General features: G+C 56.3%; 20 protein-coding genes. 18 read left to right on the top strand and 2 right to left on the bottom strand.

The genetic code is table 11. The features are described 5' to 3' along the window. The first annotated feature begins 35 nt into the window (after positions 1 to 35). From rsmG to AC1V0D_RS18860, 18 genes are all read left to right on the top strand, one after another. Positions 36 to 653 carry a 16S rRNA (guanine(527)-N(7))-methyltransferase RsmG gene (gene rsmG / locus AC1V0D_RS18775; protein WP_140924019.1) on the top strand — a complete coding sequence of 206 codons (618 nt, stop codon included), beginning with the start codon at positions 36 to 38 and terminating at the stop codon, positions 651 to 653. A gap of 712 nt (positions 654 to 1,365) precedes the next feature. After that, entirely contained in the window at positions 1,366 to 1,746 is a 381-nt protein-coding gene (gene atpI / locus AC1V0D_RS18780; protein WP_009088196.1) for a F0F1 ATP synthase subunit I, read from the top strand. Positions 1,747 to 1,754: 8 nt separating this feature from the next. Further along, the gene (atpB, locus tag AC1V0D_RS18785; RefSeq protein ID WP_009088198.1) at positions 1,755 to 2,573 is read left to right on the top strand and encodes a F0F1 ATP synthase subunit A; all 819 of its coding nucleotides are present in this window, start codon (positions 1,755 to 1,757) and stop codon (positions 2,571 to 2,573) included. 105 nt (positions 2,574 to 2,678) lie between these two features. Next, the gene (atpE, locus tag AC1V0D_RS18790) at positions 2,679 to 2,918 is read left to right on the top strand and encodes a F0F1 ATP synthase subunit C (protein ID WP_003849523.1); all 240 of its coding nucleotides are present in this window, start codon (positions 2,679 to 2,681) and stop codon (positions 2,916 to 2,918) included. Positions 2,919 to 3,023: 105 nt separating this feature from the next. Continuing rightward, positions 3,024 to 3,494, top strand: coding sequence for a F0F1 ATP synthase subunit B (gene atpF, locus AC1V0D_RS18795; protein WP_009088200.1), 471 nt, complete (start codon positions 3,024 to 3,026; stop codon positions 3,492 to 3,494). A 14-nt stretch (positions 3,495 to 3,508) separates the two neighbouring features. Further along, on the top strand, positions 3,509 to 4,042 hold the full coding sequence (atpH, locus tag AC1V0D_RS18800; RefSeq protein ID WP_009088203.1) for a F0F1 ATP synthase subunit delta: 534 nt from the start codon (positions 3,509 to 3,511) through the stop codon (positions 4,040 to 4,042). 14 nt (positions 4,043 to 4,056) lie between these two features. Continuing rightward, positions 4,057 to 5,598: a F0F1 ATP synthase subunit alpha gene (gene atpA / locus AC1V0D_RS18805; protein WP_009088205.1), complete on the top strand. Its 1,542-nt coding sequence runs from the start codon at positions 4,057 to 4,059 to the stop codon at positions 5,596 to 5,598. 52 nt (positions 5,599 to 5,650) lie between these two features. Further along, positions 5,651 to 6,517, top strand: a complete 867-nt coding sequence (gene atpG, locus AC1V0D_RS18810) for a F0F1 ATP synthase subunit gamma (RefSeq protein WP_003849534.1) — start codon at positions 5,651 to 5,653, stop codon at positions 6,515 to 6,517. A 30-nt stretch (positions 6,518 to 6,547) separates the two neighbouring features. Beyond that, a complete protein-coding gene (gene atpD / locus AC1V0D_RS18815; RefSeq protein WP_009088209.1) occupies positions 6,548 to 7,945 on the top strand; it encodes a F0F1 ATP synthase subunit beta in 1,398 nt (465 codons plus the stop codon). A gap of 24 nt (positions 7,946 to 7,969) precedes the next feature. Next, positions 7,970 to 8,389 (top strand): F0F1 ATP synthase subunit epsilon, encoded by a 420-nt coding sequence (locus AC1V0D_RS18820; protein ID WP_008926374.1) that lies wholly within the window; start codon positions 7,970 to 7,972, stop codon positions 8,387 to 8,389. Between the two features lie 160 nt (positions 8,390 to 8,549). Further along, positions 8,550 to 9,920 (top strand): bifunctional UDP-N-acetylglucosamine diphosphorylase/glucosamine-1-phosphate N-acetyltransferase GlmU, encoded by a 1,371-nt coding sequence (gene glmU / locus AC1V0D_RS18825; RefSeq protein WP_336794705.1) that lies wholly within the window; start codon positions 8,550 to 8,552, stop codon positions 9,918 to 9,920. 153 nt (positions 9,921 to 10,073) lie between these two features. Further along, positions 10,074 to 11,903, top strand: coding sequence for a glutamine--fructose-6-phosphate transaminase (isomerizing) (glmS, locus tag AC1V0D_RS18830; RefSeq protein WP_009088215.1), 1,830 nt, complete (start codon positions 10,074 to 10,076; stop codon positions 11,901 to 11,903). A 165-nt stretch (positions 11,904 to 12,068) separates the two neighbouring features. After that, positions 12,069 to 13,112: a phosphate ABC transporter substrate-binding protein PstS gene (pstS, locus tag AC1V0D_RS18835; protein WP_140924012.1), complete on the top strand. Its 1,044-nt coding sequence runs from the start codon at positions 12,069 to 12,071 to the stop codon at positions 13,110 to 13,112. 87 nt (positions 13,113 to 13,199) lie between these two features. Further along, positions 13,200 to 14,162, top strand: coding sequence for a phosphate ABC transporter permease PstC (gene pstC / locus AC1V0D_RS18840; RefSeq protein ID WP_009088219.1), 963 nt, complete (start codon positions 13,200 to 13,202; stop codon positions 14,160 to 14,162). Next, the gene (gene pstA / locus AC1V0D_RS18845) at positions 14,159 to 15,049 is read left to right on the top strand and encodes a phosphate ABC transporter permease PstA (RefSeq protein ID WP_009088221.1); all 891 of its coding nucleotides are present in this window, start codon (positions 14,159 to 14,161) and stop codon (positions 15,047 to 15,049) included. The genes pstC and pstA overlap by 4 nt, the downstream gene beginning before the upstream one ends. A gap of 44 nt (positions 15,050 to 15,093) precedes the next feature. After that, the gene (gene pstB, locus AC1V0D_RS18850) at positions 15,094 to 15,867 is read left to right on the top strand and encodes a phosphate ABC transporter ATP-binding protein PstB (protein WP_009088223.1); all 774 of its coding nucleotides are present in this window, start codon (positions 15,094 to 15,096) and stop codon (positions 15,865 to 15,867) included. 17 nt (positions 15,868 to 15,884) lie between these two features. Further along, complete coding sequence (phoU, locus tag AC1V0D_RS18855) at positions 15,885 to 16,619, top strand: phosphate signaling complex protein PhoU (RefSeq protein WP_009088225.1); 735 nt, start codon at positions 15,885 to 15,887, stop codon at positions 16,617 to 16,619. 106 nt (positions 16,620 to 16,725) lie between these two features. Beyond that, the gene (locus AC1V0D_RS18860) at positions 16,726 to 17,964 is read left to right on the top strand and encodes an MFS transporter (RefSeq protein WP_140924010.1); all 1,239 of its coding nucleotides are present in this window, start codon (positions 16,726 to 16,728) and stop codon (positions 17,962 to 17,964) included. 77 nt (positions 17,965 to 18,041) lie between these two features. On the opposite strand, the gene xylB is transcribed toward AC1V0D_RS18860, so the two are convergent. Continuing rightward, entirely contained in the window at positions 18,042 to 19,484 is a 1,443-nt protein-coding gene (gene xylB / locus AC1V0D_RS18865; RefSeq protein ID WP_140924008.1) for a xylulokinase, read from the bottom strand. A 17-nt stretch (positions 19,485 to 19,501) separates the two neighbouring features. Next, positions 19,502 to 20,824 carry a xylose isomerase gene (gene xylA, locus AC1V0D_RS18870; RefSeq protein WP_140924006.1) on the bottom strand — a complete coding sequence of 441 codons (1,323 nt, stop codon included), beginning with the start codon at positions 20,822 to 20,824 and terminating at the stop codon, positions 19,502 to 19,504. Between the last annotated feature and the right edge of the window lie 237 nt (positions 20,825 to 21,061).

The raw sequence follows: 21,061 nt of genomic DNA on the forward strand, positions 1-21,061 counted from the left end.
CGAGGAGACTCGCCCCCGCTGAATGGACTTATGCTGTGATTAACACACTCACGTCGCTGCTCAATGCAGCCGGTATTTCCCTCTCCGATCAACAAAAACAGCAGCTGGTTGCCTATGTCGGCCTGCTGGATAAGTGGAACAAAGCCTACAACCTGACCTCCGTCCGCGATCCGCAGCAGATGCTGGTACGTCATATCCTCGACAGTATCGTGGTGGCGCCGCATCTTCAGGGCACACGCTTTATTGATGTTGGCACCGGACCGGGTCTGCCAGGCATTCCGCTGGCTATCGTCATGCCGGATGCGCACTTTACGCTGCTCGACAGTCTGGGCAAGCGGGTCCGGTTCCTGCGTCAGGTTCAGCATGAGTTAGGACTTACTAACATCACGCCGGTCCAGAGCCGGGTAGAGACCTTCCCGGCGGAACCGCCGTTCGACGGGGTGATCAGCCGTGCTTTTGCCTCCCTGACCGATATGGTGACCTGGTGTCATCATCTGCCGGGAAGGGAAGGGCGCTTCTTTGCGCTGAAAGGGGTGCGACCAGACGATGAAATTGCCGCTTTACCGGCGGGCTTTGGGGTAGATTCCGTCATCAGACTGCAGGTGCCTCAGCTGGACGGTGACCGCCACCTGGTCATTCTGCGTCACCAGTAGCCTTATTGTCAGCAGGGTCTTAGCGCGTTTCCGCCTCAGGCCCTCTCAGGCGGCTGATTAAAAAAAACGCAGACGAGATCGGTGTGATAAAAGTTTTTGATTAAACGCGCGCGGTAAGAAGGTTAAAAAGGCCGATGGAAATTATCCGAAAAGCTCTGTTACATTTAACCTTTAATTCACATTTGGTTATCAGAAATATCACTTGTATAGCCGGGTAGCGGAATAAAAATAGTCACGTCAGAAAATATATCGCGGTAATAACCTGCCGTGCGTAATATCAGTTTCACGATTCTCAGGCACAGTTCGATGTCAATAGCCTGTTTTCCGGGAAATTACGCTTTCCGCTACAGCGATCTAATTTTAAGTGGCTGATTCACATAGGCTTAACCGATGCAGGCCGGGCGCTGAAATAGCACCCCGATAAAACTCATTCTGGCGCAGGTGCTTATTATGTGATCTAAAGCACGCTTTAAAAGCAAGACGCCAGTGAATTTTCAGTCCGATTCAGATGAATTCCGGCAGGGTAATCTTTGAAAAAATAGCCCTCCGGAAAGAAATTTAAATAATTGTTCACCTTTTCGCTACTTACCGATTGAAATCGCAGGTGCGGCCCGTATAATTTGCACGGCTTTTGCTGCTTGACTCAACTGCGCAAAGGCAGTCTTATACGACACGCGACATACCCCTGATGGGGCAGGAGAGTATCAGCGTCATGTCAGTGTCTCTTTACAGTGTGAAATTCGCCCGAACGGTGCTGATGATTCAGCTGGTGACGATAGTTATCATCGGCGCACTCTTTGCTGTTAAAGATGTCACGTGGGGTGTCTCTGCTCTTGCTGGCGGAGCGGCAGCCTGGCTGCCAAACGTATTGTTTTTGTTTTTAGCCTGGCGCCTGCAGGGGCAATCCCCCGCTTCGGGGCGAGTCGCGTGGAGCTTCGCTTTAGGTGAAATAGCCAAAGTGTTTGCGACCATCATTTTGCTCATTGTGGCGTTGGGTCTATTCGGCGCGGTCTTCTGGCCGGTCGGAATAACCTGGTTATCGGTGCTGGTGGTACACATGCTGGCACCGGCGGTAATTAACAACAAAGGGTAAGAGGCATCATGGCTGCAGGAGAAATCTCTACTCCGCAAGAGTACATTGGTCACCACCTGACTCATCTTCAGTTGGACCTGCGTACCTTCGAGTTAGTGAATCCGCACGACGCTCCCGCGACGTTCTGGGTATTAAATATCGATTCCATGTTTTTCTCTCTGGTGCTGGGAGTTATCTTCCTGGTGTTGTTCCGTAGCGTGGCGAAGTCTGTCACCAGCGGTGTGCCAGGGAAAATGCAGGCGGCTATCGAACTGGTTGTCGGCTTCGTTGATAGTAACGTGCGCGACATGTATCACGGTAAGAGTAAACTTATCGCCCCGCTGGCTCTGACAATCTTTGTCTGGGTCTTCCTGATGAACTTCATGGATCTGCTGCCAATCGACCTGCTGCCTTATATCGGCGAGCACGTATTGGGGTTACCGGCGCTGCGCGTCGTACCGTCTGCAGACGTGAACATCACGCTCTCTATGGCGTTGGGCGTATTTATTTTGATTCTGTTCTACAGCGTCAAAATGAAAGGCATTGGCGGCTTCACGAAAGAGCTGACGCTGCAGCCTTTTAACCACCCGATCTTCATCCCGATCAACCTGATTCTGGAAGGTGTAAGCCTGCTGTCTAAGCCTGTTTCACTGGGTTTACGACTGTTCGGTAACATGTATGCGGGTGAACTGATCTTTATCCTTATTGCCGGTCTGTTGCCGTGGTGGTCACAGTGGGTGCTGAATGTGCCGTGGGCCATTTTCCACATCCTGATCATTTCGCTACAGGCTTTCATTTTCATGGTCCTCACGATCGTCTATCTGTCGATGGCATCTGAAGAGCATTGATTTTTTTCTCAACACTACTTTCCCTCCTGATTCCGGGTGGCAGCGCACGCCGCTGAAGCCCGGAAGATGAAGGGAGCATTTAACTGAAACAAACTGGAGACTGTCATGGAAAACCTGAATATGGATCTGCTGTACATGGCTGCCGCTGTGATGATGGGCCTGGCGGCAATCGGTGCTGCGATCGGTATCGGCATCCTCGGAGGAAAATTCCTGGAAGGCGCTGCTCGTCAGCCTGACCTGATTCCTCTGCTGCGTACGCAGTTCTTTGTTGTAATGGGTCTGGTGGATGCAATCCCGATGATCGCTGTTGGTCTGGGTCTGTACGTGATGTTTGCTGTCGCCTAAAGCCCTGTGTTCACTCAGCGCACAATGTGCAGGGGTGAACGGATTCTGCCGCTTATCGCTGATAACGGCAGAAAAGTTAAATACTCAATCTAGAGGCATTGTGCTGTGAACATTAATGCAACAATCCTCGGCCAGGCTATCGCGTTCATCCTGTTTGTCGCGTTCTGCATGAAGTACGTATGGCCGCCGATTATGGCTGCCATCGAAAAGCGCCAGAAAGAAATTGCTGAAGGCCTTGCTTCTGCTGAACGTGCGAAGAAAGATTTGGATCTCGCGCAGGCTAATGCGACCGACCAGCTGAAAAAAGCCAAAGAAGACGCTCAGGTCATTATCGAGCAGGCGAACAAGCGTCGCACGCAGATTCTGGACGAAGCCAAAACCGAAGCTGAAAACGAACGTAATCGTATCGTGGCACAAGCGCAGGCGGAAATTGACGCCGAACGTAAACGTGCACGTGAAGAACTGCGTAAGCAAGTCGCGTTGCTGGCTATGGCTGGCGCCGAGAAGATCATCGAACGCTCCGTGGATGAAGCTGCTAACAGCGACATCGTTGATAAACTGGTCGCTGAACTGTAAGGAGGGAGGGGCTGATGTCTGATCTGATTACTGTAGCTCGCCCCTACGCCAAAGCAGCTTTTGACTTTGCTGTTGAGCATCAAAGTATTGAACGCTGGCAACAGATGCTGGCGTTCGCCGCAGAAGTGGCTCGCAATGAACAGATGGCTGATCTTCTCTCTGGTGCGTTAGCACCGGAAGCGCTGGCAGCGTCGTTTAACGCAGTCTGTGGTGATCAACTGGATGAACCCGCGCAGAACCTGATTAAGGTGATGGCGGAAAACGGACGTTTGACAGCGCTTCCGGCTGTACTGGCCCAATACATCGAACTGCGTGACGCTCATGAAGCCACCGCTGAAGTTGATGTTATCTCCGCCAGTACGCTGAGTGACGACCAGCTGAATAAAATCAGCGCCGCGATGGAAAAACGTCTGTCACGCAAAGTTAAGCTGAATTGCAAAATTGATAAGTCTGTGATGGCAGGCGTGATCATCCGTGCGGGTGATCTGGTTATTGATGGCAGCGTACGCGGCCGTCTTGACCGTCTGGCTGACGTCTTGCAGTCTTAAGGGGACTGGAGCATATGCAACTGAATTCCACCGAAATCAGCGAACTGATCAAGCAGCGCATTGCTCAGTTCAATGTCGTGAGCGAAGCTCACAACGAAGGTACGATTGTTTCTGTAAGTGACGGTATCATCCGCGTACACGGCCTGGCCGATGTCATGCAGGGTGAGATGATTGCCCTGCCGGGTAACCGTTACGCTATCGCCCTGAACCTCGAGCGTGACTCGGTTGGTGCAGTGGTGATGGGTCCTTACGCTGACCTCGCCGAAGGCATGAAGGTTAAGTGTACTGGCCGTATTCTTGAAGTACCGGTAGGCCGTGGCCTGCTGGGCCGCGTCGTGAACACCCTGGGTGCTCCTATCGACGGTAAAGGCGCAATCGACAACGACGGTTTCTCACCGGTTGAAGTGATTGCTCCTGGCGTTATCGACCGTCAGTCAGTCGACCAGCCGGTTCAGACCGGTTATAAGTCGGTCGATGCGATGATTCCAATCGGCCGTGGCCAGCGTGAGCTGATCATCGGTGACCGTCAGACCGGTAAAACCGCGATGGCGATCGATGCGATCATCAACCAGCGCGACTCAGGCATCAAGTGTGTCTACGTTGCGATTGGTCAGAAAGCCTCAACCATCTCTAACGTGGTTCGTAAGCTGGAAGAGCATGGCGCACTGCAGAACACCATCGTTGTTGTGGCGTCTGCGTCTGAATCTGCTGCACTGCAGTATCTCTCTCCGTACGCAGGTTGTGCGATGGGCGAATACTTCCGTGACCGCGGTGAAGATGCGCTGATCGTTTATGATGACCTCTCCAAGCAGGCTATCGCATACCGTCAGATCTCTCTGCTGCTGCGTCGTCCACCGGGTCGTGAAGCATTCCCTGGCGACGTGTTCTATCTCCACTCTCGTCTGCTGGAACGTGCATCACGCGTAAGCGCTGAATATGTTGAGCGTTTCACTAATGGCGCGGTGACAGGTAAAACCGGTTCACTGACTGCACTGCCGATCATCGAAACTCAGGCGGGCGACGTTTCTGCGTTCGTTCCGACCAACGTAATCTCGATTACTGACGGTCAGATCTTCCTGGAATCGAACCTGTTCAACTCCGGTATTCGTCCGGCGGTTAACCCAGGTATTTCGGTATCCCGTGTTGGTGGTGCTGCACAGACCAAGATCATCAAGAAACTGTCCGGTGGTATCCGTACCGCGCTGGCACAGTATCGTGAACTGGCGGCGTTCTCGCAGTTCGCTTCTGATCTGGATGATGCAACCCGTAAACAGCTGAGCCACGGTCAGAAAGTGACCGAGCTGCTGAAGCAGAAACAGTATGCGCCGATGTCTGTCGCGCAGCAGGGTCTGGTTCTGTTCGCTGCCGAGCGTGGCTACCTGAACGACGTTGAACTGGCAAAAATTGGTAGCTTTGAAGCTGCACTGCTGGCCTTCGCCGATCGCGACCACGCTGAGCTGATGGCTGAAATCAACCAGTCGGGCAACTTTAACAACGATATCGAAGCGAAGCTGAAAGGCCTGATCGATACGTTTAAAGCAACCCAGTCCTGGTAATGTCTGGCGGCTTGTCTGAAAAGGCAGGCCGCAAGGCTTTGAGGAGAAGCTAATGGCCGGCGCAAAAGAGATACGAAGCAAGATTGGAAGCGTGAAAAACACGCAGAAAATCACCAAAGCGATGGAAATGGTCGCCGCCTCCAAGATGCGTAAAACGCAGGAACGCATGGCGGCCAGCCGTCCGTATGCAGACACCATGCGCAAAGTGATTGGTCACCTTGCGTTGGGTAATCTGGAATACAAGCACCCTTACCTGGAACAGCGCGACGTCAAGCGCGTCGGCTACCTGGTCGTTTCAACAGACCGCGGGCTTTGTGGTGGTTTGAACATTAACCTGTTCAAAAAATTACTGGCGGATATGAAGTCCTGGTCCGATAAAGGCGTGCAGAGCGATCTGTCGATTATCGGTTCAAAAGGGGCGTCATTCTTCAGTGCTGTGGGTGGCAACATCGTGGCGCAAGTCAGCGGCATGGGCGATAAACCTGCCCTGTCTGACCTGATTGGCCCGGTAAAAGTGATGTTGCAGGCTTATGATGAAGGCCGCATCGACAAGCTGATGATCGTCAGTAACAAGTTCAATAACACCATGTCTCAGACTCCGACCATCACCCAACTGCTGCCGTTAGCGCCAGCGGAAGGTGAAGAAGAGATGAAGGCGAAGACCTGGGATTACCTGTACGAACCCGATCCGAAAGCGCTGCTGGATACCCTGCTGCGTCGTTATGTCGAATCGCAGGTTTATCAGGGTGTGGTGGAAAATCTGGCCAGTGAGCAGGCCGCACGTATGGTGGCGATGAAAGCCGCAACCGATAACGGCGGAAATCTGATCAAAGAGCTGCAGTTGGTGTACAACAAAGCTCGTCAGGCCAGCATCACCCAGGAACTTACCGAGATCGTCTCGGGGGCCTCCGCGGTTTAACCAGGTTTGGAATTAGGTAGAGGATTCAAGATGGCAACTGGAAAGATTGTCCAGATTATCGGCGCCGTTGTTGACGTCGAATTCCCTCAGGACGCGGTACCGCAAGTGTACAGCGCCCTCGAGGTGATGAATGGTGATGCACGTCTGGTGCTGGAAGTTCAGCAGCAGCTGGGCGGCGGCGTTGTGCGTACCATCGCAATGGGTACGTCTGACGGCCTGAAGCGTGGTCTGAACGTCAACGACCTGCAGAAACCGATTCAGGTTCCAGTCGGTAAAGCGACCCTGGGCCGTATCATGAACGTTCTCGGCGAGCCAATCGATATGAAAGGCGAGCTGAAAGAAGAAGATGGCAGCGCAGTAGAGATCGCCTCTATTCACCGCGCGGCACCTTCTTATGAAGATCAGTCTAACTCGCAGGAACTGCTGGAAACCGGCATCAAGGTTATCGACCTGATGTGTCCGTTTGCGAAAGGCGGTAAAGTCGGTCTGTTCGGTGGTGCGGGTGTGGGTAAAACCGTCAACATGATGGAACTGATCCGTAACATCGCGGCTGAGCACTCAGGTTACTCTGTGTTTGCCGGTGTGGGTGAGCGTACTCGTGAGGGTAACGACTTCTACCACGAAATGACCGACTCTAACGTTATCGATAAAGTTGCGCTGGTCTATGGCCAGATGAACGAGCCGCCGGGTAACCGTCTGCGCGTCGCACTGACCGGTCTGACCATGGCGGAAAAATTCCGTGATGAAGGCCGCGACGTTCTGCTGTTCATCGATAACATCTACCGTTATACCCTGGCCGGTACAGAAGTTTCTGCACTGCTGGGTCGTATGCCATCTGCGGTAGGTTACCAGCCAACGCTGGCAGAAGAGATGGGTGTGTTGCAGGAGCGTATTACCTCCACCAAGACCGGTTCAATCACCTCCGTACAGGCCGTTTACGTTCCTGCGGATGACCTGACTGACCCGTCACCAGCGACCACCTTCGCGCACCTGGACTCAACCGTTACGCTGAGCCGTCAGATTGCCTCTCTGGGTATCTACCCGGCCGTTGACCCGCTGGATTCTACCAGCCGTCAGCTGGATCCGCTGGTTGTGGGTCAGGAGCACTATGATGTTGCACGTGGCGTTCAGTCACTGCTGCAGCGTTATCAGGAGCTGAAAGACATCATCGCCATCCTCGGTATGGATGAGCTGTCTGAAGAAGATAAACTGCTGGTGGCACGTGCGCGTAAGATTCAGCGCTTCCTGTCTCAGCCGTTCTTCGTTGCGGAAGTATTCACCGGTTCACCGGGTAAATACGTTTCCCTGAAAGACACTATCCGTGGCTTTAAAGGCATCATGGAAGGTGAGTTTGACCACCTGCCAGAGCAGGCCTTCTACATGGTTGGTGCCATCGAAGAAGCCGTGGAAAAAGCGAAGAAACTGTAATAACGGTTTCCCGGGAGGAAGATTATGGCTATGACTTATCACCTGGATGTGGTCAGCGCAGAGGAGCAGTTGTTCTCTGGTCTGGTACAGAAAATTCAGGTGTCAGGTAGCGAAGGTGAACTGGGGATTTTCCCTGGCCATGCGCCGCTGCTGACTGCCATTAAGCCTGGAATGATCCGTATCGTGAAACAGCACGGCGAAGAGGAGTATATCTACCTCTCTGGCGGCGTGCTGGAAGTGCAACCGGGCAGCAGCACCGTTCTGGCCGATACCGCGATTCGCGGTACCGATCTGGATGAAGCGCGTGCTCTGGAAGCAAAACGCAAAGCAGAAGAGCACATGAACAGCAGCCACGGCGACGTGGACTATGCTCAGGCCTCTGCCGAGCTGGCGAAAGCCATTGCTAAACTGCGCGTGATCGAACTGACCAAAAAAGCGATGTAATCCAGCTTTATGCGTCACGAAATGCCAGCCCGAGGGCTGGCATTTTTTTTGTCTGCTGTGGCAAATCGGCCTCTTCGCCTAATTTCGGCCTGAGAAAAATGTAGTAATCTCCCCCCTAAACCGTTTTACTTTCACCCGTAAAAATTCACCCAGGATAGTTATGTCTAACAGTGCGATGAGTGTGGTGATCCTTGCTGCTGGCAAGGGCACCCGTATGTATTCCGATCTGCCGAAAGTTCTGCATACGCTGGCAGGCAAACCGATGGTTCAGCATGTCATTGACGCCGCCAAAGGGCTGGGCGCACAGCACATCCATCTGGTTTATGGTCACGGCGGCGACCGCCTGAAAGCAACCCTCACTGATAGTGCACTCAACTGGGTGTTGCAGGCTGAACAGCTTGGCACCGGCCACGCGATGCAGCAGGCCGCGCCTGCGTTTGCCGATGATGAAGAGATCATGATGCTGTATGGTGACGTGCCGCTGATCTCTCTGGAGACCCTGAAGCGGCTGCGCGAAGCCAGACCGCAGGGCGGTATCGGGTTACTCACCGTAGTGCTGGACGACCCCACCGGATACGGGCGCATTGTGCGTGAGAACGGCACCATCACCGGCATCATCGAACAGAAAGATGCCAGCCCTTCACAGCTTGCCATTACCGAAATCAACACCGGTATTCTTATCGCCAACGGCGGCGATTTAAAACGCTGGCTGGCGCAGCTCACCAACAATAATGCGCAGGGCGAATATTACATCACCGACATTATTGCGCTGGCGCATCAGGAAGGGCGGACGATCAATGCCGTTCATCCGGCGCGTATCAGTGAAACCGACGGAGTGAACAACCGGCTGCAGCTGGCGACCTTAGAACGCACTTATCAGGCGGAACAGGCGGAAAAACTGCTGCTGGCGGGCGTGATGCTCCGCGATCCGGCCCGTTTTGACCTGCGCGGAACGCTGACGCATGGGCGGGATGTGGAGATCGACACCAACGTCATTATTGAAGGTCAGGTGACGCTGGGCGCACGCGTGAAAATCGGTGCGGGCTGCATCATCAGAAACAGCGTAATCGGCGACGATTGCGAAATCAGCCCCTATAGCGTGATCGAGGATGCCACCCTCGCGACCGCCGTCACCGTCGGGCCGTTTGCCCGTCTGCGTCCCGGCAGCGATCTGGCGCACGCCGCCCACGTGGGTAACTTCGTCGAAATGAAAAAAGCGCGTCTGGGCAAAGGATCGAAAGCGGGTCACCTCTCCTATCTCGGCGATGCGGAGATCGGCGACAACGTGAATATCGGTGCAGGCACCATCACCTGTAACTATGACGGCGCGAACAAATTCAAAACCGTGATTGGCGATGACGTCTTTGTGGGCTCAGATACCCAGCTGGTGGCCCCGGTCAGCGTGGCGGCAGGCGCTACCATTGCGGCAGGCACCACCATCATGAAGGATGTGACCGAAGCCGGTCTGGTCTACAACCGCAAAGAGCAGAATCACAAAGCGGACTGGCAGCGTCCGGTGAAGAAAAAATAAATTTTTAACGGCCCGCTTTATGCGGGCCGGTACAGTGCAGTGCCAAAACTATAATCCCCACTCTCTACAAGGCTCGGGGAACCGGCAAAGCCGGATATCAGGTCGCATGACAACGAAAGTGGCGAAAAGCCATGTAGTCAGGAAAACATCATTATGTGTGGAATTGTTGGTGCAGTAGCACAGCGCGATATCGCAGAGATTCTGCTGGAAGGTCTGCGTCGTCTTGAATATCGCGGATATGATTCGGCCGGTCTGGCCGTGGTCGATCGTCAGGGGCACGTTACGCGCCTGCGGCGTTTAGGGAAGGTGCAGAAACTGGCGGAAGCTGCTGAACAGCAGCCGCTGATTGGGGGCACCGGCATCGCGCACACGCGCTGGGCAACCCATGGCGAGCCGTCGGAAGCGAATGCGCATCCGCACGTCTCAGAACATATCATCATCGTGCACAACGGCATTATCGAAAACCATGAGCCGCTGCGCGCGGAGCTGATCGAACGCGGCTACGTTTTTGTTTCTGAAACCGACACGGAAGTGGTGGCGCATCTGGTTCACTGGGAGCAGAAGCAGGGTGGATCGCTGCGTGACGTGGTGCTGCGCGTGATCCCGCAGCTGCGCGGTGCCTATGGCATGGTCATCATGGACAGCCGCGATCCTTCACGGCTGGTGGCGGCCCGTTCCGGCAGCCCGCTGGTCATCGGTCGCGGCGTGGGTGAAAACTTTATCGCCTCCGATCAGCTGGCGCTGCTGCCGGTTACCCGTCGCTTCATCTATCTGGAAGAGGGCGATATCGCCGAGATCAGCCGCCGCGACGTGACGGTAATCGATCGGGAAGGCAACAGCGTGACGCGCGCCGAGATTGAGTCGAACCTGCAATATGATGCCGGTGACAAAGGCATTTACCGTCACTACATGCAGAAAGAGATCTATGAACAGCCGATGGCGCTGAAAAGTACCCTGAGCGGTCGCTTCAGCCAGGGGCAGGTGGATCTCAGCGAGCTGGGTGCGGGTGCCGAGGCGCTGCTGAGCCAGGTCGAGCATATCCAGATTATCGCCTGCGGTACCTCCTATAACTCTGGCATGGTGTCACGCTACTGGTTTGAGTCGCTGGCCAACATCCCCTGTGATGTTGAGATCGCCTCGGAGTTCCGCTACCGCAAGTCAGCGGTGCGCAAAAACAGCCTGCTGATCACCCTGTCGCAGTCGGGCGAGACCGCCGACACCCTGGCGGCGCTGCGCCTCTCGAAAGAGCTGGGCTACCTGGGATCGCTGGCGGTCTGCAACGTGGCCGGTTCGTCACTGGTGCGCGAGTCGGACCTGGCGCTGATGACCAAAGCGGGCACTGAAATCGGCGTCGCGTCGACCAAGGCGTTCACCACGCAGCTCGCCGTCCTGTTGATGCTGGTGGCGAAACTGGGCCGTCTGAAAGGGATGTCCGCCGACACCGAGCATGAGATCGTGCACGCGCTGCAGGCGCTGCCCAGCCGGATTGAGCAGATGCTGGCGCAGGATAAGCTGATTGAGAATCTGGCCGAAGGCTTCTCTGACAAGCATCACGCGCTGTTCCTGGGACGTGGCGATCAGTATCCGATCGCTATGGAAGGGGCGCTGAAGCTCAAAGAGATCTCCTACATCCATGCGGAAGCTTACGCCGCTGGCGAACTGAAGCATGGCCCGCTGGCGCTGATTGATGCCGATATGCCGGTCATCGTTGTGGCACCCAACAACGAACTGCTGGAGAAGCTCAAATCCAACATCGAAGAAGTGCGCGCCCGTGGCGGCCTGCTCTATGTCTTTGCCGACCAGGATGCCGGCTTCAGCGACAGTGACGGGATGAAGATTATCCCGCTGCCGCATGTCGAAGAGGTGATTGCGCCGATCTTCTACACCGTGCCGTTGCAGTTACTCTCCTATCACGTCGCCCTGATCAAAGGCACCGACGTCGACCAGCCCCGTAACCTGGCCAAATCGGTTACCGTGGAATAATCAGGTGGGCCCCAGAGTGGGCCCACTTCATTTTTGCGCACTGTCATATAACTGTCATATTTCGTACATTTCACTGTCATCAAACTGTCCTATTTTCCCTCCTGCAGCAATCACTGACTCTTACTAAAACGGCCCCGAGCCTGACTTTTCTCCCCTGGAGGGAACATGACACTGATGCGTAGCACCGTAGCCCGAATTCTTGCCACCACCTTCGCCGTCAGCGCGGTATCTGCTTTTGCGGCCACCGATCTCACGGGCGCTGGCGGGACATTCCCGGCACCGGTTTATGCCAAGTGGGCAGCAGAATATCAGCAAGCCACCGGTAGCAAAATTAACTACCAGGGCATCGGTTCATCCGGTGGTGTCAAACAGATCATCGCCAAAACCGTGGATTTCGGTGCGTCCGATGCGCCTATGAAAGAGGAAGATCTGCAGAAAAATGGCCTGTTCCAGTTCCCGACCGTCATCGGTGGCGTGGTACTGGCGGTTAACCTGCCAGGCATCAAGTCAGGCCAGCTGACGCTGGATGGCAAAACCGTCGGTGATATCTACCTTGGCACCATCAAAAAATGGAACGACCCGGCGATTGCCAGACTTAACCCGGGCGTAAAACTGCCAGAGACCAACATCAACGTGGTACGCCGCGCGGATGGTTCAGGCACCTCGTTCGTCTTCACCAGCTATCTGGCGAAGGTGAACCCGGAGTGGAACAGCAAAATCGGTAAAGGGAACACCGTTAACTGGCCGGTCGGTCTGGGCGGGAAAGGCAACGACGGTGTCGCCGCCTTTGTTCAGCGTCTGCCGGGTTCAATCGGCTACGTGGAATATGCCTACGCCAAACAGAATAACCTGACCTACACCAAACTGATGGATGCCGATGGCAAAGCGGTCGCGCCAAGCGAAACCAGCTTCAGCAATGCTGCGAAAGGCGCTGACTGGAGCAAATCATTTGCCCAGGACCTGACCTTCCAGAAGGGCGCAGATGCCTGGCCTATCTCCTCCACCACCTTCATTCTGATCTACAAAGATCAGGCGAATGCGGCCAAAGGCGCTGAAGTGCTGAAGTTCTTCGACTGGGCTTACAAAAGCGGCGGCAAAACCGCTACCGCGCTGGATTATGCTGCGCTGCCTGCGAGCGTAACCGAACAGATCCGTGCCGCCTGGAAAGCCAATATCAAAGACAGTTCTGGTAAAGCGCTTTATCAGTAATTGACCGACCCTGACCGGACTACCGTCCGGTCAGACCCAACGGGCGGCGTCATGCCGCCCCGATAACCTCTGAAGACTGAGACTTCTATGGCTGCAACGAAGCCGGCTTTCAAAGCCCCAGGCAAACAGGGTGACAAAATTTTCGGTGCACTGGTCCGGCTGGCTGCGCTGATTGTCCTGTTACTGATGGGCGGCATTATCGTCTCCCTGATCATCTCCTCGTGGCCCAGCATCCAGAAGTTTGGTTTCGCCTTTTTGTGGACCAAAACCTGGGATGCGCCCAATGAAGAATTTGGTGCTCTGGTGCCGATCTACGGCACGCTGGTGACCTCCCTTATCGCGCTGATTATCGCCGTGCCGGTCAGTTTTGGTATCGCGCTGTTCCTGACTGAACTCGCACCCGGCTGGCTGCGTCGTCCGCTGGGCACCGCTATTGAGCTGCTGGCGGCGATTCCGAGCATCGTTTATGGCATGTGGGGCCTGTTTGTTTTCGCCCCGCTGTTTGCCGAATATTTTCAGACGCCGGTCAACGACGTCATGTCAGGCATTCCGATTGTCGGCGCGCTCTTCTCCGGCCCCGCTTTCGGTATCGGTATTCTCGCGGCGGGGGTGATTCTGGCCATCATGATCATCCCTTACATCGCCTCCGTGATGCGCGACGTCTTTGAGCAGACGCCGGTCATGATGAAAGAGTCCGCCTACGGCATCGGCTGCACCACCTGGGAAGTGATCTGGCGCATCGTCCTGCCGTTTACCAAAAATGGCGTGATTGGCGGCATCATGCTGGGACTGGGTCGTGCACTGGGTGAGACCATGGCGGTCACCTTTATTATCGGCAACACCTACCAGCTCGACAGTCCGTCGCTGTTTATGCCGGGTAACAGCATTACCTCGGCGCTGGCCAACGAGTTTGCGGAGGCGGAGTCGGGTGTGCATGTTGCCGCGCTGATGGAGCTGGGGCTGATCCTGTTTGTGATTACCTTTATCGTTCTGGCGATTTCCAAGCTGATGATTATGCGTCTGGCGAAAAGTGAAGGAGCGCGCTCATGACCACGATTGAAATTCAGGCGCGTGCCGAACTGGACGCTTCACGCCGTAAAATGCAGTCCTGGCGCAGCACCAAAAATAAGATCGCGCTGACGCTGTCGCTGCTGACCATGGCGTTTGGCCTGTTCTGGCTGGTGTGGATCCTCTTTACCACGGTTTCCCGCGGCGTGGATGGCCTCTCCTGGTCCCTGTTTACCGAATCGACCCCGCCACCGAACACCGCGGGCGGCGGGCTGGCGAATGCCCTGGCCGGGAGTGGATTACTGATTTTCTGGTCAACCTTCTTTGGCACGCCGCTGGGGATTCTGGCCGGTATCTATCTGGCGGAATATGGGCGCAAGTCGGCCCTGTCAGAGGTGATCCGCTTCATTAACGACATTCTGCTGTCGGCACCGTCGATTGTGGTCGGCCTGTTCGTCTACACCCTTGTGGTGTCGCAGATGCAGCACTTCTCCGGCTGGGCCGGGGTGATAGCGCTGGCGCTGCTGCAGGTGCCGATTGTGATCCGTACCACCGAAAACATGCTGCGTCTGGTGCCAGACAGCATGCGTGAAGCGGCTTACGCCCTGGGCACGCCGAAGTGGAAGATGATCTCGGCCATCACCCTGAAGGCGTCCGTCTCCGGCATCATCACTGGCGTGCTGCTGGCCATCGCCCGCATCGCCGGGGAAACGGCACCGCTGCTGTTTACCGCGCTCTCGAATCAGTTCTGGAGCACGGACATGATGCAGCCGCTGGCCAACCTGCCGGTCACCATCTTTAAGTTCGCCATGAGCCCGTTCGCCGAATGGCAGAGCCTGGCCTGGGCGGGCGTGCTGATTATTACCCTGTGCGTGCTGCTGCTGAACATTGTCGCGCGGGTGATTTTCGCCAAAGGCAAACACGGTTAACTTCCGGCGCGGCCCGCTGCGGCGCCGTATAAGAGAGATGAATGATGAGTATCGCGACGGCATCAGCCGATAAAATTCAGGTCCGTAATCTGAACTTCTATTACGGTAAGTTTCATGCGCTGAAGAACATCAACCTGGATATCGCTAAGAATCAGGTGACGGCATTTATCGGGCCATCGGGCTGCGGTAAATCGACCCTGCTGCGTACCTTTAACAAAATGTACTCCCTCTATCCTGAGCAGCGGGCCGAAGGGGACATTCTGCTGGATGGCGAAAATATTCTGACGGCCCAGCAGGATATTGCGCTGCTGCGCGCCCGCGTCGGCATGGTCTTTCAGAAGCCGACCCCGTTCCCGATGTCGATCTATGACAACATCGCCTTTGGCGTGCGCCTGTTTGAAAAGCTGTCACGTGCCGATATGGATGAGCGCGTGCAGTGGGCGCTGACCAAAGCGGCACTGTGGAATGAAACCAAAGACAAGCTGCATCAGAGCGGTTACAGTCTCTCCGGCGGTCAGCAGCAGCGTCTCTGCATTGCGCGCGGCATCGCGATTCGCCCGGAAGTGTTACTGCTCGATGAGCCCTGCTCGGCGCTGGACCCGATCTCGACGGGGCGTATCGAGGAGCTGATCACCGAGCTGAAACAGGACTACACCGTGGTGATCGTGACGCACAACATGCAGCAGGCGGCACGTTGCTCTGACCATACGGCCTTTATGTATCTGGGCGAGCTGATTGAGTTCAGCGACACCGACACGCTGTTTACCAAACCGGCGCAGAAGCAGACTGAAGACTACATTACCGGCCGCTACGGCTGATCTGACAGGAGATCGACATGGATAATCTGAATCTGAACAAACACATCTCCGGTCAGTTCAATGCCGAGCTGGAGCATATCCGCACTCAGGTGATGATCATGGGCGGGATGGTCGAGCAGCAGCTGACCGACGCGATTACCGCGATGCACAACCTGGACGGCGAGCTGGCGCAGCGGGTGATCGACGGTGACCAGAAGGTCAACATGATGGAGGTGGAGATTGATGAAGCCTGCGTGCGCATCATCGCCAAACGTCAGCCAACCGCAATCGATCTGCGGCTGGTGATGGCGATCATCAAAACCATCTCTGAGCTGGAGCGCATTGGTGACGTGGCAGAGAAGATCAGCCGCACGGCGCTGGAGAAGTTTGGTCAGCAGCATCTGCCGCTGCTGGTCAGCCTGGAGTCGCTGGGCCGCCACACCGTACAGATGCTGCATGATGTGCTGGACGCCTTTGCCCGCATGGATCTCAATGAGGCGATCACTATCTACCGTGAAGATAAAAAGGTGGATAAAGAGTATGAGGGCATTGTGCGTCAGCTGATGACCTACATGATGGAAGATCCCCGCACCATTCCCAGCGTGCTGACGGCGCTGTTCTGCGCCCGTGCGATTGAGCGCATCGGCGATCGCTGCCAGAACATCTGCGAAATCATCTTCTATTTCGTCAAAGGTCAGGATTTCCGCCACGTTGGCGGTGACCGACTCGACGAACTGCTGTCGGGTGACGACGGCAGCAACCGCCCTTCCTGATCCCGCTTACCCTGTGCCTGCCCGGCGCAGGGATAAGCCTTTTCAATTGGTCACACCCTGAACACTCTTTATAATTGCGGCACTTTTCTCTCTGAGGTGCGCAAAGATGTCCCCTTCTCCCCAATCTAAGCCAGGCGTCACGCCCGGCAAAGCGATGCTGGCTGCGGTCAGTGGTTATGCCATGGATGGATTCGACCTGCTGATACTCGGCTTTATGCTGCCGGCTATCTCCGTTTCGCTGGCGCTCAACCCCTCACAGGCGGGATCGCTGGTGACCTGGACGCTGATTGGCGCGGTAATCGGTGGCATCGTGTTTGGTCATCTCAGCGACCGTTTTGGCCGCATCCGTATGCTCACCGTCACGATTCTGGTCTTTTCTGTCTTCACCGGTCTGTGCGCGGTGGCGCAGGGCTACTGGGATCTGCTCGCCTGGCGCACGCTGGCGGGCGTCGGACTGGGCGGCGAGTTTGGTATCGGCATGGCGCTGATTGCCGAAGCCTGGCCGGTGGAGAAGCGCAATCGCGCGTCAGCGTGGGTCGGCATTGGCTGGCAGCTCGGCGTGCTGATGGCGGCCTTTATCACGCCGCCGCTGCTGACGCTTATCGGCTGGCGCGGCATGTTCCTGGTCGGGCTGCTGCCGGCGCTGGTCTCGTTTACTATCCGCCGCGGCATGGGCGAGCCGGAAGCGTATCAGCGTCAGGTCAAGCAGGTGCCATCGCTCTCTTTCCCGGCGCGCCTGAAGCTGCTGGTGCGCGATCGCACCACCGCCAAAGCCAGCCTCGGCATTTTTATTCTCTGTTCCGTACAGAACTTTGGCTACTACGGGCTGATGATCTGGATGCCGAGCTACCTCTCCTCCAGCTTTGGCTTCAGCCTGACCAAATCGGGTCTCTGGACGGCGGTCACCGTCGTCGGCATGACCTTTGGCATCTGGCTGTTTGGCGTGCTGGCCGACCGCTTTGCGCGCTGGAAAATCTTCCTGCTCTACCAGTTTGGTGCCGTGGTGATGGTGGTGGTCTACGCCCAGCTGCGCGATCCCACCATTATGCTGGTGACCGGCGCGATCATGGGGATGTTCGTTAACGGCATGATCGGCGGCTACGGTGCGCTGATTTCCGATACCTTCCCGCCGCAGGTGCGGGCCACCGCGCAGAATGTCCTGTTCAACCTGGGTCGTGGCGTGGGCGGCTTTGGGCCGGTGGTGATAGGGCTGCTGGCCAGTCAGTTTTCGTTCACGGCGGCGATTACCCTGCTGGCGCTGATTTATCTGCTGGATATTGTGGCGACGCTGTTCCTGCTGCCGAAGAAGCAGGGTCAGGAAGATACGCTGGGCGCGATTGGCTGACAGACGGTGGCCGGGGGATCGCTCTCCCGGCCATCAGGGCTTTCTGATGCTGCTCAGCGTGCGCCGGGCAGGCACGATCAGTTCATCAGCGGCAGGAGCTGCCGATAGAGGATTGCAAAGGTTTCCCGGCGTGAGCGGTACTCCGCCATTCTGCCGGGATCCGGCTGATGCCGCTGCACCCGCACCGGTGTCGGGACGGTGACGCCGGCATCCAGCGCCTGCTGGGCCAGCCTGGCCGCGCCCAGTGCCGGGCCAACCTCGCCGCCATGACAGTAATCCAGCGTCTGGCCGCTGATATCCGCCAGCATCTGACGCCACAGCGCACTGCGCGCCCCGCCGCCGATCAGCATAATGCTCTCCGGCTGAACGCCACACTCATGCAGCACATCCATGCCCTGCGCCAGCGCAAAGCCGACCCCCTCCAGCACCGACCGCGCCAGCTCGGGACGACCATGCTGGTGGGTAAAACCAAAGAAGGCGCCGAGGGCGTTGGGATTGTTGTGCGGCGTGCGTTCACCGGAAAGATAGGGCAGAAACCAGAGTGGCGGCACGTCATCACGCGCCCGCGCGGCTTCATCCAGCAGCTCAGGCACATCCCGGCAGCCGGTCAGCGTCGCGGCCCAGTCCAGACAGGAGGCTGCACTCAGCATCACCGACATCAGATGCCAGCGCTGCGGCAGCGCGTGACAGAAGCTGTGAACAGCCTGCTGCGGATTGCTGAGATAGCCGTCGCTCACCACAAAATAGACGCCGGAGGTGCCCAGCGACAGCATCCCCTGGCCGGGTTCGGTCATGCCGACGCCCACGGCACCGGCGGCATTGTCGCCCCCGCCAGCGGCCAGCGGCACCGCGTTCATCTTCCAGCGTATCGCCAGGTCAGCATGTAAGGTGCCGGTCAGGGCATTGCCCTCATAGAGTTGCGGCATCTGGTCACGACTGAGATCGCAGGCGTGCAGCATCACATCGCTCCAGTCACGCTGCGCCACATCCAGCCACATCGTGCCTGCGGCATCTGACATATCCGTAGCGAAGTCGCCACTCATCCGCCAGCGCAGGTAATCCTTGGGCAGCAGCACGTGCGCGATCTGACGGAAGATGGCCGGTTCATGCTGCTGCACCCACAGCATTTTGGGGGCCGTGAAGCCGGGCATCATCAGGTTACCGGTGATCGCCCGTGAATCCGGCACCTTCTGCTCCAGCTCACGGCACTGCGCCTTACTGCGTCCATCATTCCAGAGCATGGCCGGGCGTAAGACCTGGTTTGCGCTGTCGAGCAGCGTCGCTCCATGCATCTGTCCGCTCAGCCCTATGGCCTGCACGGCATCCAGATCCTGCTGTGCGCTCAGCGCCTGCATCGCCTGATCCAGCGCCTGCCACCAGCTTTCGGGATCCTGCTCGCTCCACAGGGGGTGTGGACGCGAAACCTGCAGCGGCGAGGTTTCTGTCGCCACCACGTTGCCCTGTGCATCCATCAGCACCACTTTGACGCCAGAGGTGCCTAAATCGATCCCGATATACATGCTCCGCTCCTGAAGGTTCAGAAATCAAACAGATAGTGATTCACCAGATTTTCCAGCTGCTCCTGACGCCCGCTCTGATGCTGCGGATTGAGCTGCTGCTGCTGAGCGTGCGCCGCCAGCGCGTCGAGGGAAAACTCGCCTTTCAGAATTTGCTGGCCGAACTCACTATTCCAGCCGCTGTAGCGCTGCGCCACACGCTTATCCAGCTCGCCGTCGCTGATCATGCGCGCCGCCACCTTCAGCGCCAGCGCCATTGTATCCATTGCCCCGATATGACCGTAGAAGAGATCATATTTGTCGGTGCTCTGACGACGCACTTTGGCATCAAAGTTTAAACCGCCGGTGGTAAAGCCGCCCGCTTTAAGGATTTCATACATCACCAGCGCGTTCTCTTCCACGCTGACCGGGAACTGATCGGTGTCCCAGCCACACTGCGGATCGCCACGGTTCGCATCCACCGAACCGAAAATGCCCAGCGCAATGGCGGTGGCAATTTCGTGATGGAAGGAGTGACCGGCCAGCGTGGCGTGGTTCGCCTCCACGTTCACCTTGATCTCTTTCTCCAGCCCGAACTGTTTCAGGAAGCCATAAACCGTGGCGACATCGTAGTCATACTGATGTTTGGTCGGCTCCTGCGGTTTCGGTTCGATCAGCAGCGTGCCCTGGAAGCCGATTTTATGTTTATGCTCGACGACCATCTGCATAAAGCGGCCAATCTGCTCGCGCTCCTGACGCAGATCGGTATTCAGCAGCGTTTCATACCCTTCACGTCCCCCCCACAGCACATAGTTTTCGCCACCCAGCGTTTTCGTCGCCTGCATGGCGCTGCAGACCTGCGTCGCTGCCCAGGCAAAGACAGCCGGATCGGGGTTGGTCGCCGCGCCTGCGCCATAGCGCGGATGGGTAAAGCAGTTAGCGGTGCCCCACAACAGTTTCACGCCGGTCTCCTGCTGTTTCTCCAGCAGCTTATCGGTCATGGCAGCAAAGTTTTCTTTGTAGCTTTGCAGCGAATCTCCTTCCGGTGAGACGTCCACGTCGTGGAAGCAGTACCAGGGCACATTCAGCTTGTGGAAGAACTCAAAGGCCACATCCGCCTTCTGCTTTGCCAGCTGCAATGCATCGCCGCTTTTCTGCCAGGGACGATCAAAGGCGCCGACACCAAACATATCCGCGCCGTTCCAGCAGAAGGTGTGCCAGTAGCAGGCGGCAAAGCGCAGATGTTCCGCCATGGTCTTGCCGAGGATCACCTCATCAGGATTGTAATGGCGGAAAGCGAGAGGATGCGTCGACTGGGGACCTTCATAACGAACCCGATCGATCTGATCGAAATAAGCGTGCATGGTTTGCTCCTTAGCATCAGTACCCGAATGGTCTGCGTTGAAGCCATATTTGATATGGGTGACTGACTCAGCTCAATTACGATATTTCACTCCGGGTTTCAGATAATTATTATTTGTGCGCTGGCTCGCAAAATAAGGCTATTCCACGCGGAGCGTCGCGCGCGGCATGGTTTCTCCGAAAAGGATGAAAATCCGATCGCGCTCATAAAAAAACAAATAAACCAAAAAACGTAATAG

The sequence above is a fragment of the Pantoea sp. PA1 genome, assembly GCF_056856975.1.

Coding starts and splice junctions, on each gene's coding strand:
- pstB (WP_009088223.1), top strand. CDS start 15,094: ATGAGTATCGCGACGGCATCAGCCGATAAAATTCAGGTCCGTAATCTG.
- AC1V0D_RS18820 (WP_008926374.1), top strand. CDS start 7,970: ATGGCTATGACTTATCACCTGGATGTGGTCAGCGCAGAGGAGCAGTTG.
- atpI (WP_009088196.1), top strand. CDS start 1,366: ATGTCAGTGTCTCTTTACAGTGTGAAATTCGCCCGAACGGTGCTGATG.
- atpH (WP_009088203.1), top strand. CDS start 3,509: ATGTCTGATCTGATTACTGTAGCTCGCCCCTACGCCAAAGCAGCTTTT.
- atpA (WP_009088205.1), top strand. CDS start 4,057: ATGCAACTGAATTCCACCGAAATCAGCGAACTGATCAAGCAGCGCATT.
- atpD (WP_009088209.1), top strand. CDS start 6,548: ATGGCAACTGGAAAGATTGTCCAGATTATCGGCGCCGTTGTTGACGTC.
- pstS (WP_140924012.1), top strand. CDS start 12,069: ATGACACTGATGCGTAGCACCGTAGCCCGAATTCTTGCCACCACCTTC.
- AC1V0D_RS18860 (WP_140924010.1), top strand. CDS start 16,726: ATGTCCCCTTCTCCCCAATCTAAGCCAGGCGTCACGCCCGGCAAAGCG.
- atpB (WP_009088198.1), top strand. CDS start 1,755: ATGGCTGCAGGAGAAATCTCTACTCCGCAAGAGTACATTGGTCACCAC.
- pstA (WP_009088221.1), top strand. CDS start 14,159: ATGACCACGATTGAAATTCAGGCGCGTGCCGAACTGGACGCTTCACGC.
- xylA (WP_140924006.1), bottom strand. CDS start 20,824: ATGCACGCTTATTTCGATCAGATCGATCGGGTTCGTTATGAAGGTCCC.
- glmU (WP_336794705.1), top strand. CDS start 8,550: ATGTCTAACAGTGCGATGAGTGTGGTGATCCTTGCTGCTGGCAAGGGC.
- xylB (WP_140924008.1), bottom strand. CDS start 19,484: ATGTATATCGGGATCGATTTAGGCACCTCTGGCGTCAAAGTGGTGCTG.
- atpE (WP_003849523.1), top strand. CDS start 2,679: ATGGAAAACCTGAATATGGATCTGCTGTACATGGCTGCCGCTGTGATG.
- atpG (WP_003849534.1), top strand. CDS start 5,651: ATGGCCGGCGCAAAAGAGATACGAAGCAAGATTGGAAGCGTGAAAAAC.
- glmS (WP_009088215.1), top strand. CDS start 10,074: ATGTGTGGAATTGTTGGTGCAGTAGCACAGCGCGATATCGCAGAGATT.
- phoU (WP_009088225.1), top strand. CDS start 15,885: ATGGATAATCTGAATCTGAACAAACACATCTCCGGTCAGTTCAATGCC.
- pstC (WP_009088219.1), top strand. CDS start 13,200: ATGGCTGCAACGAAGCCGGCTTTCAAAGCCCCAGGCAAACAGGGTGAC.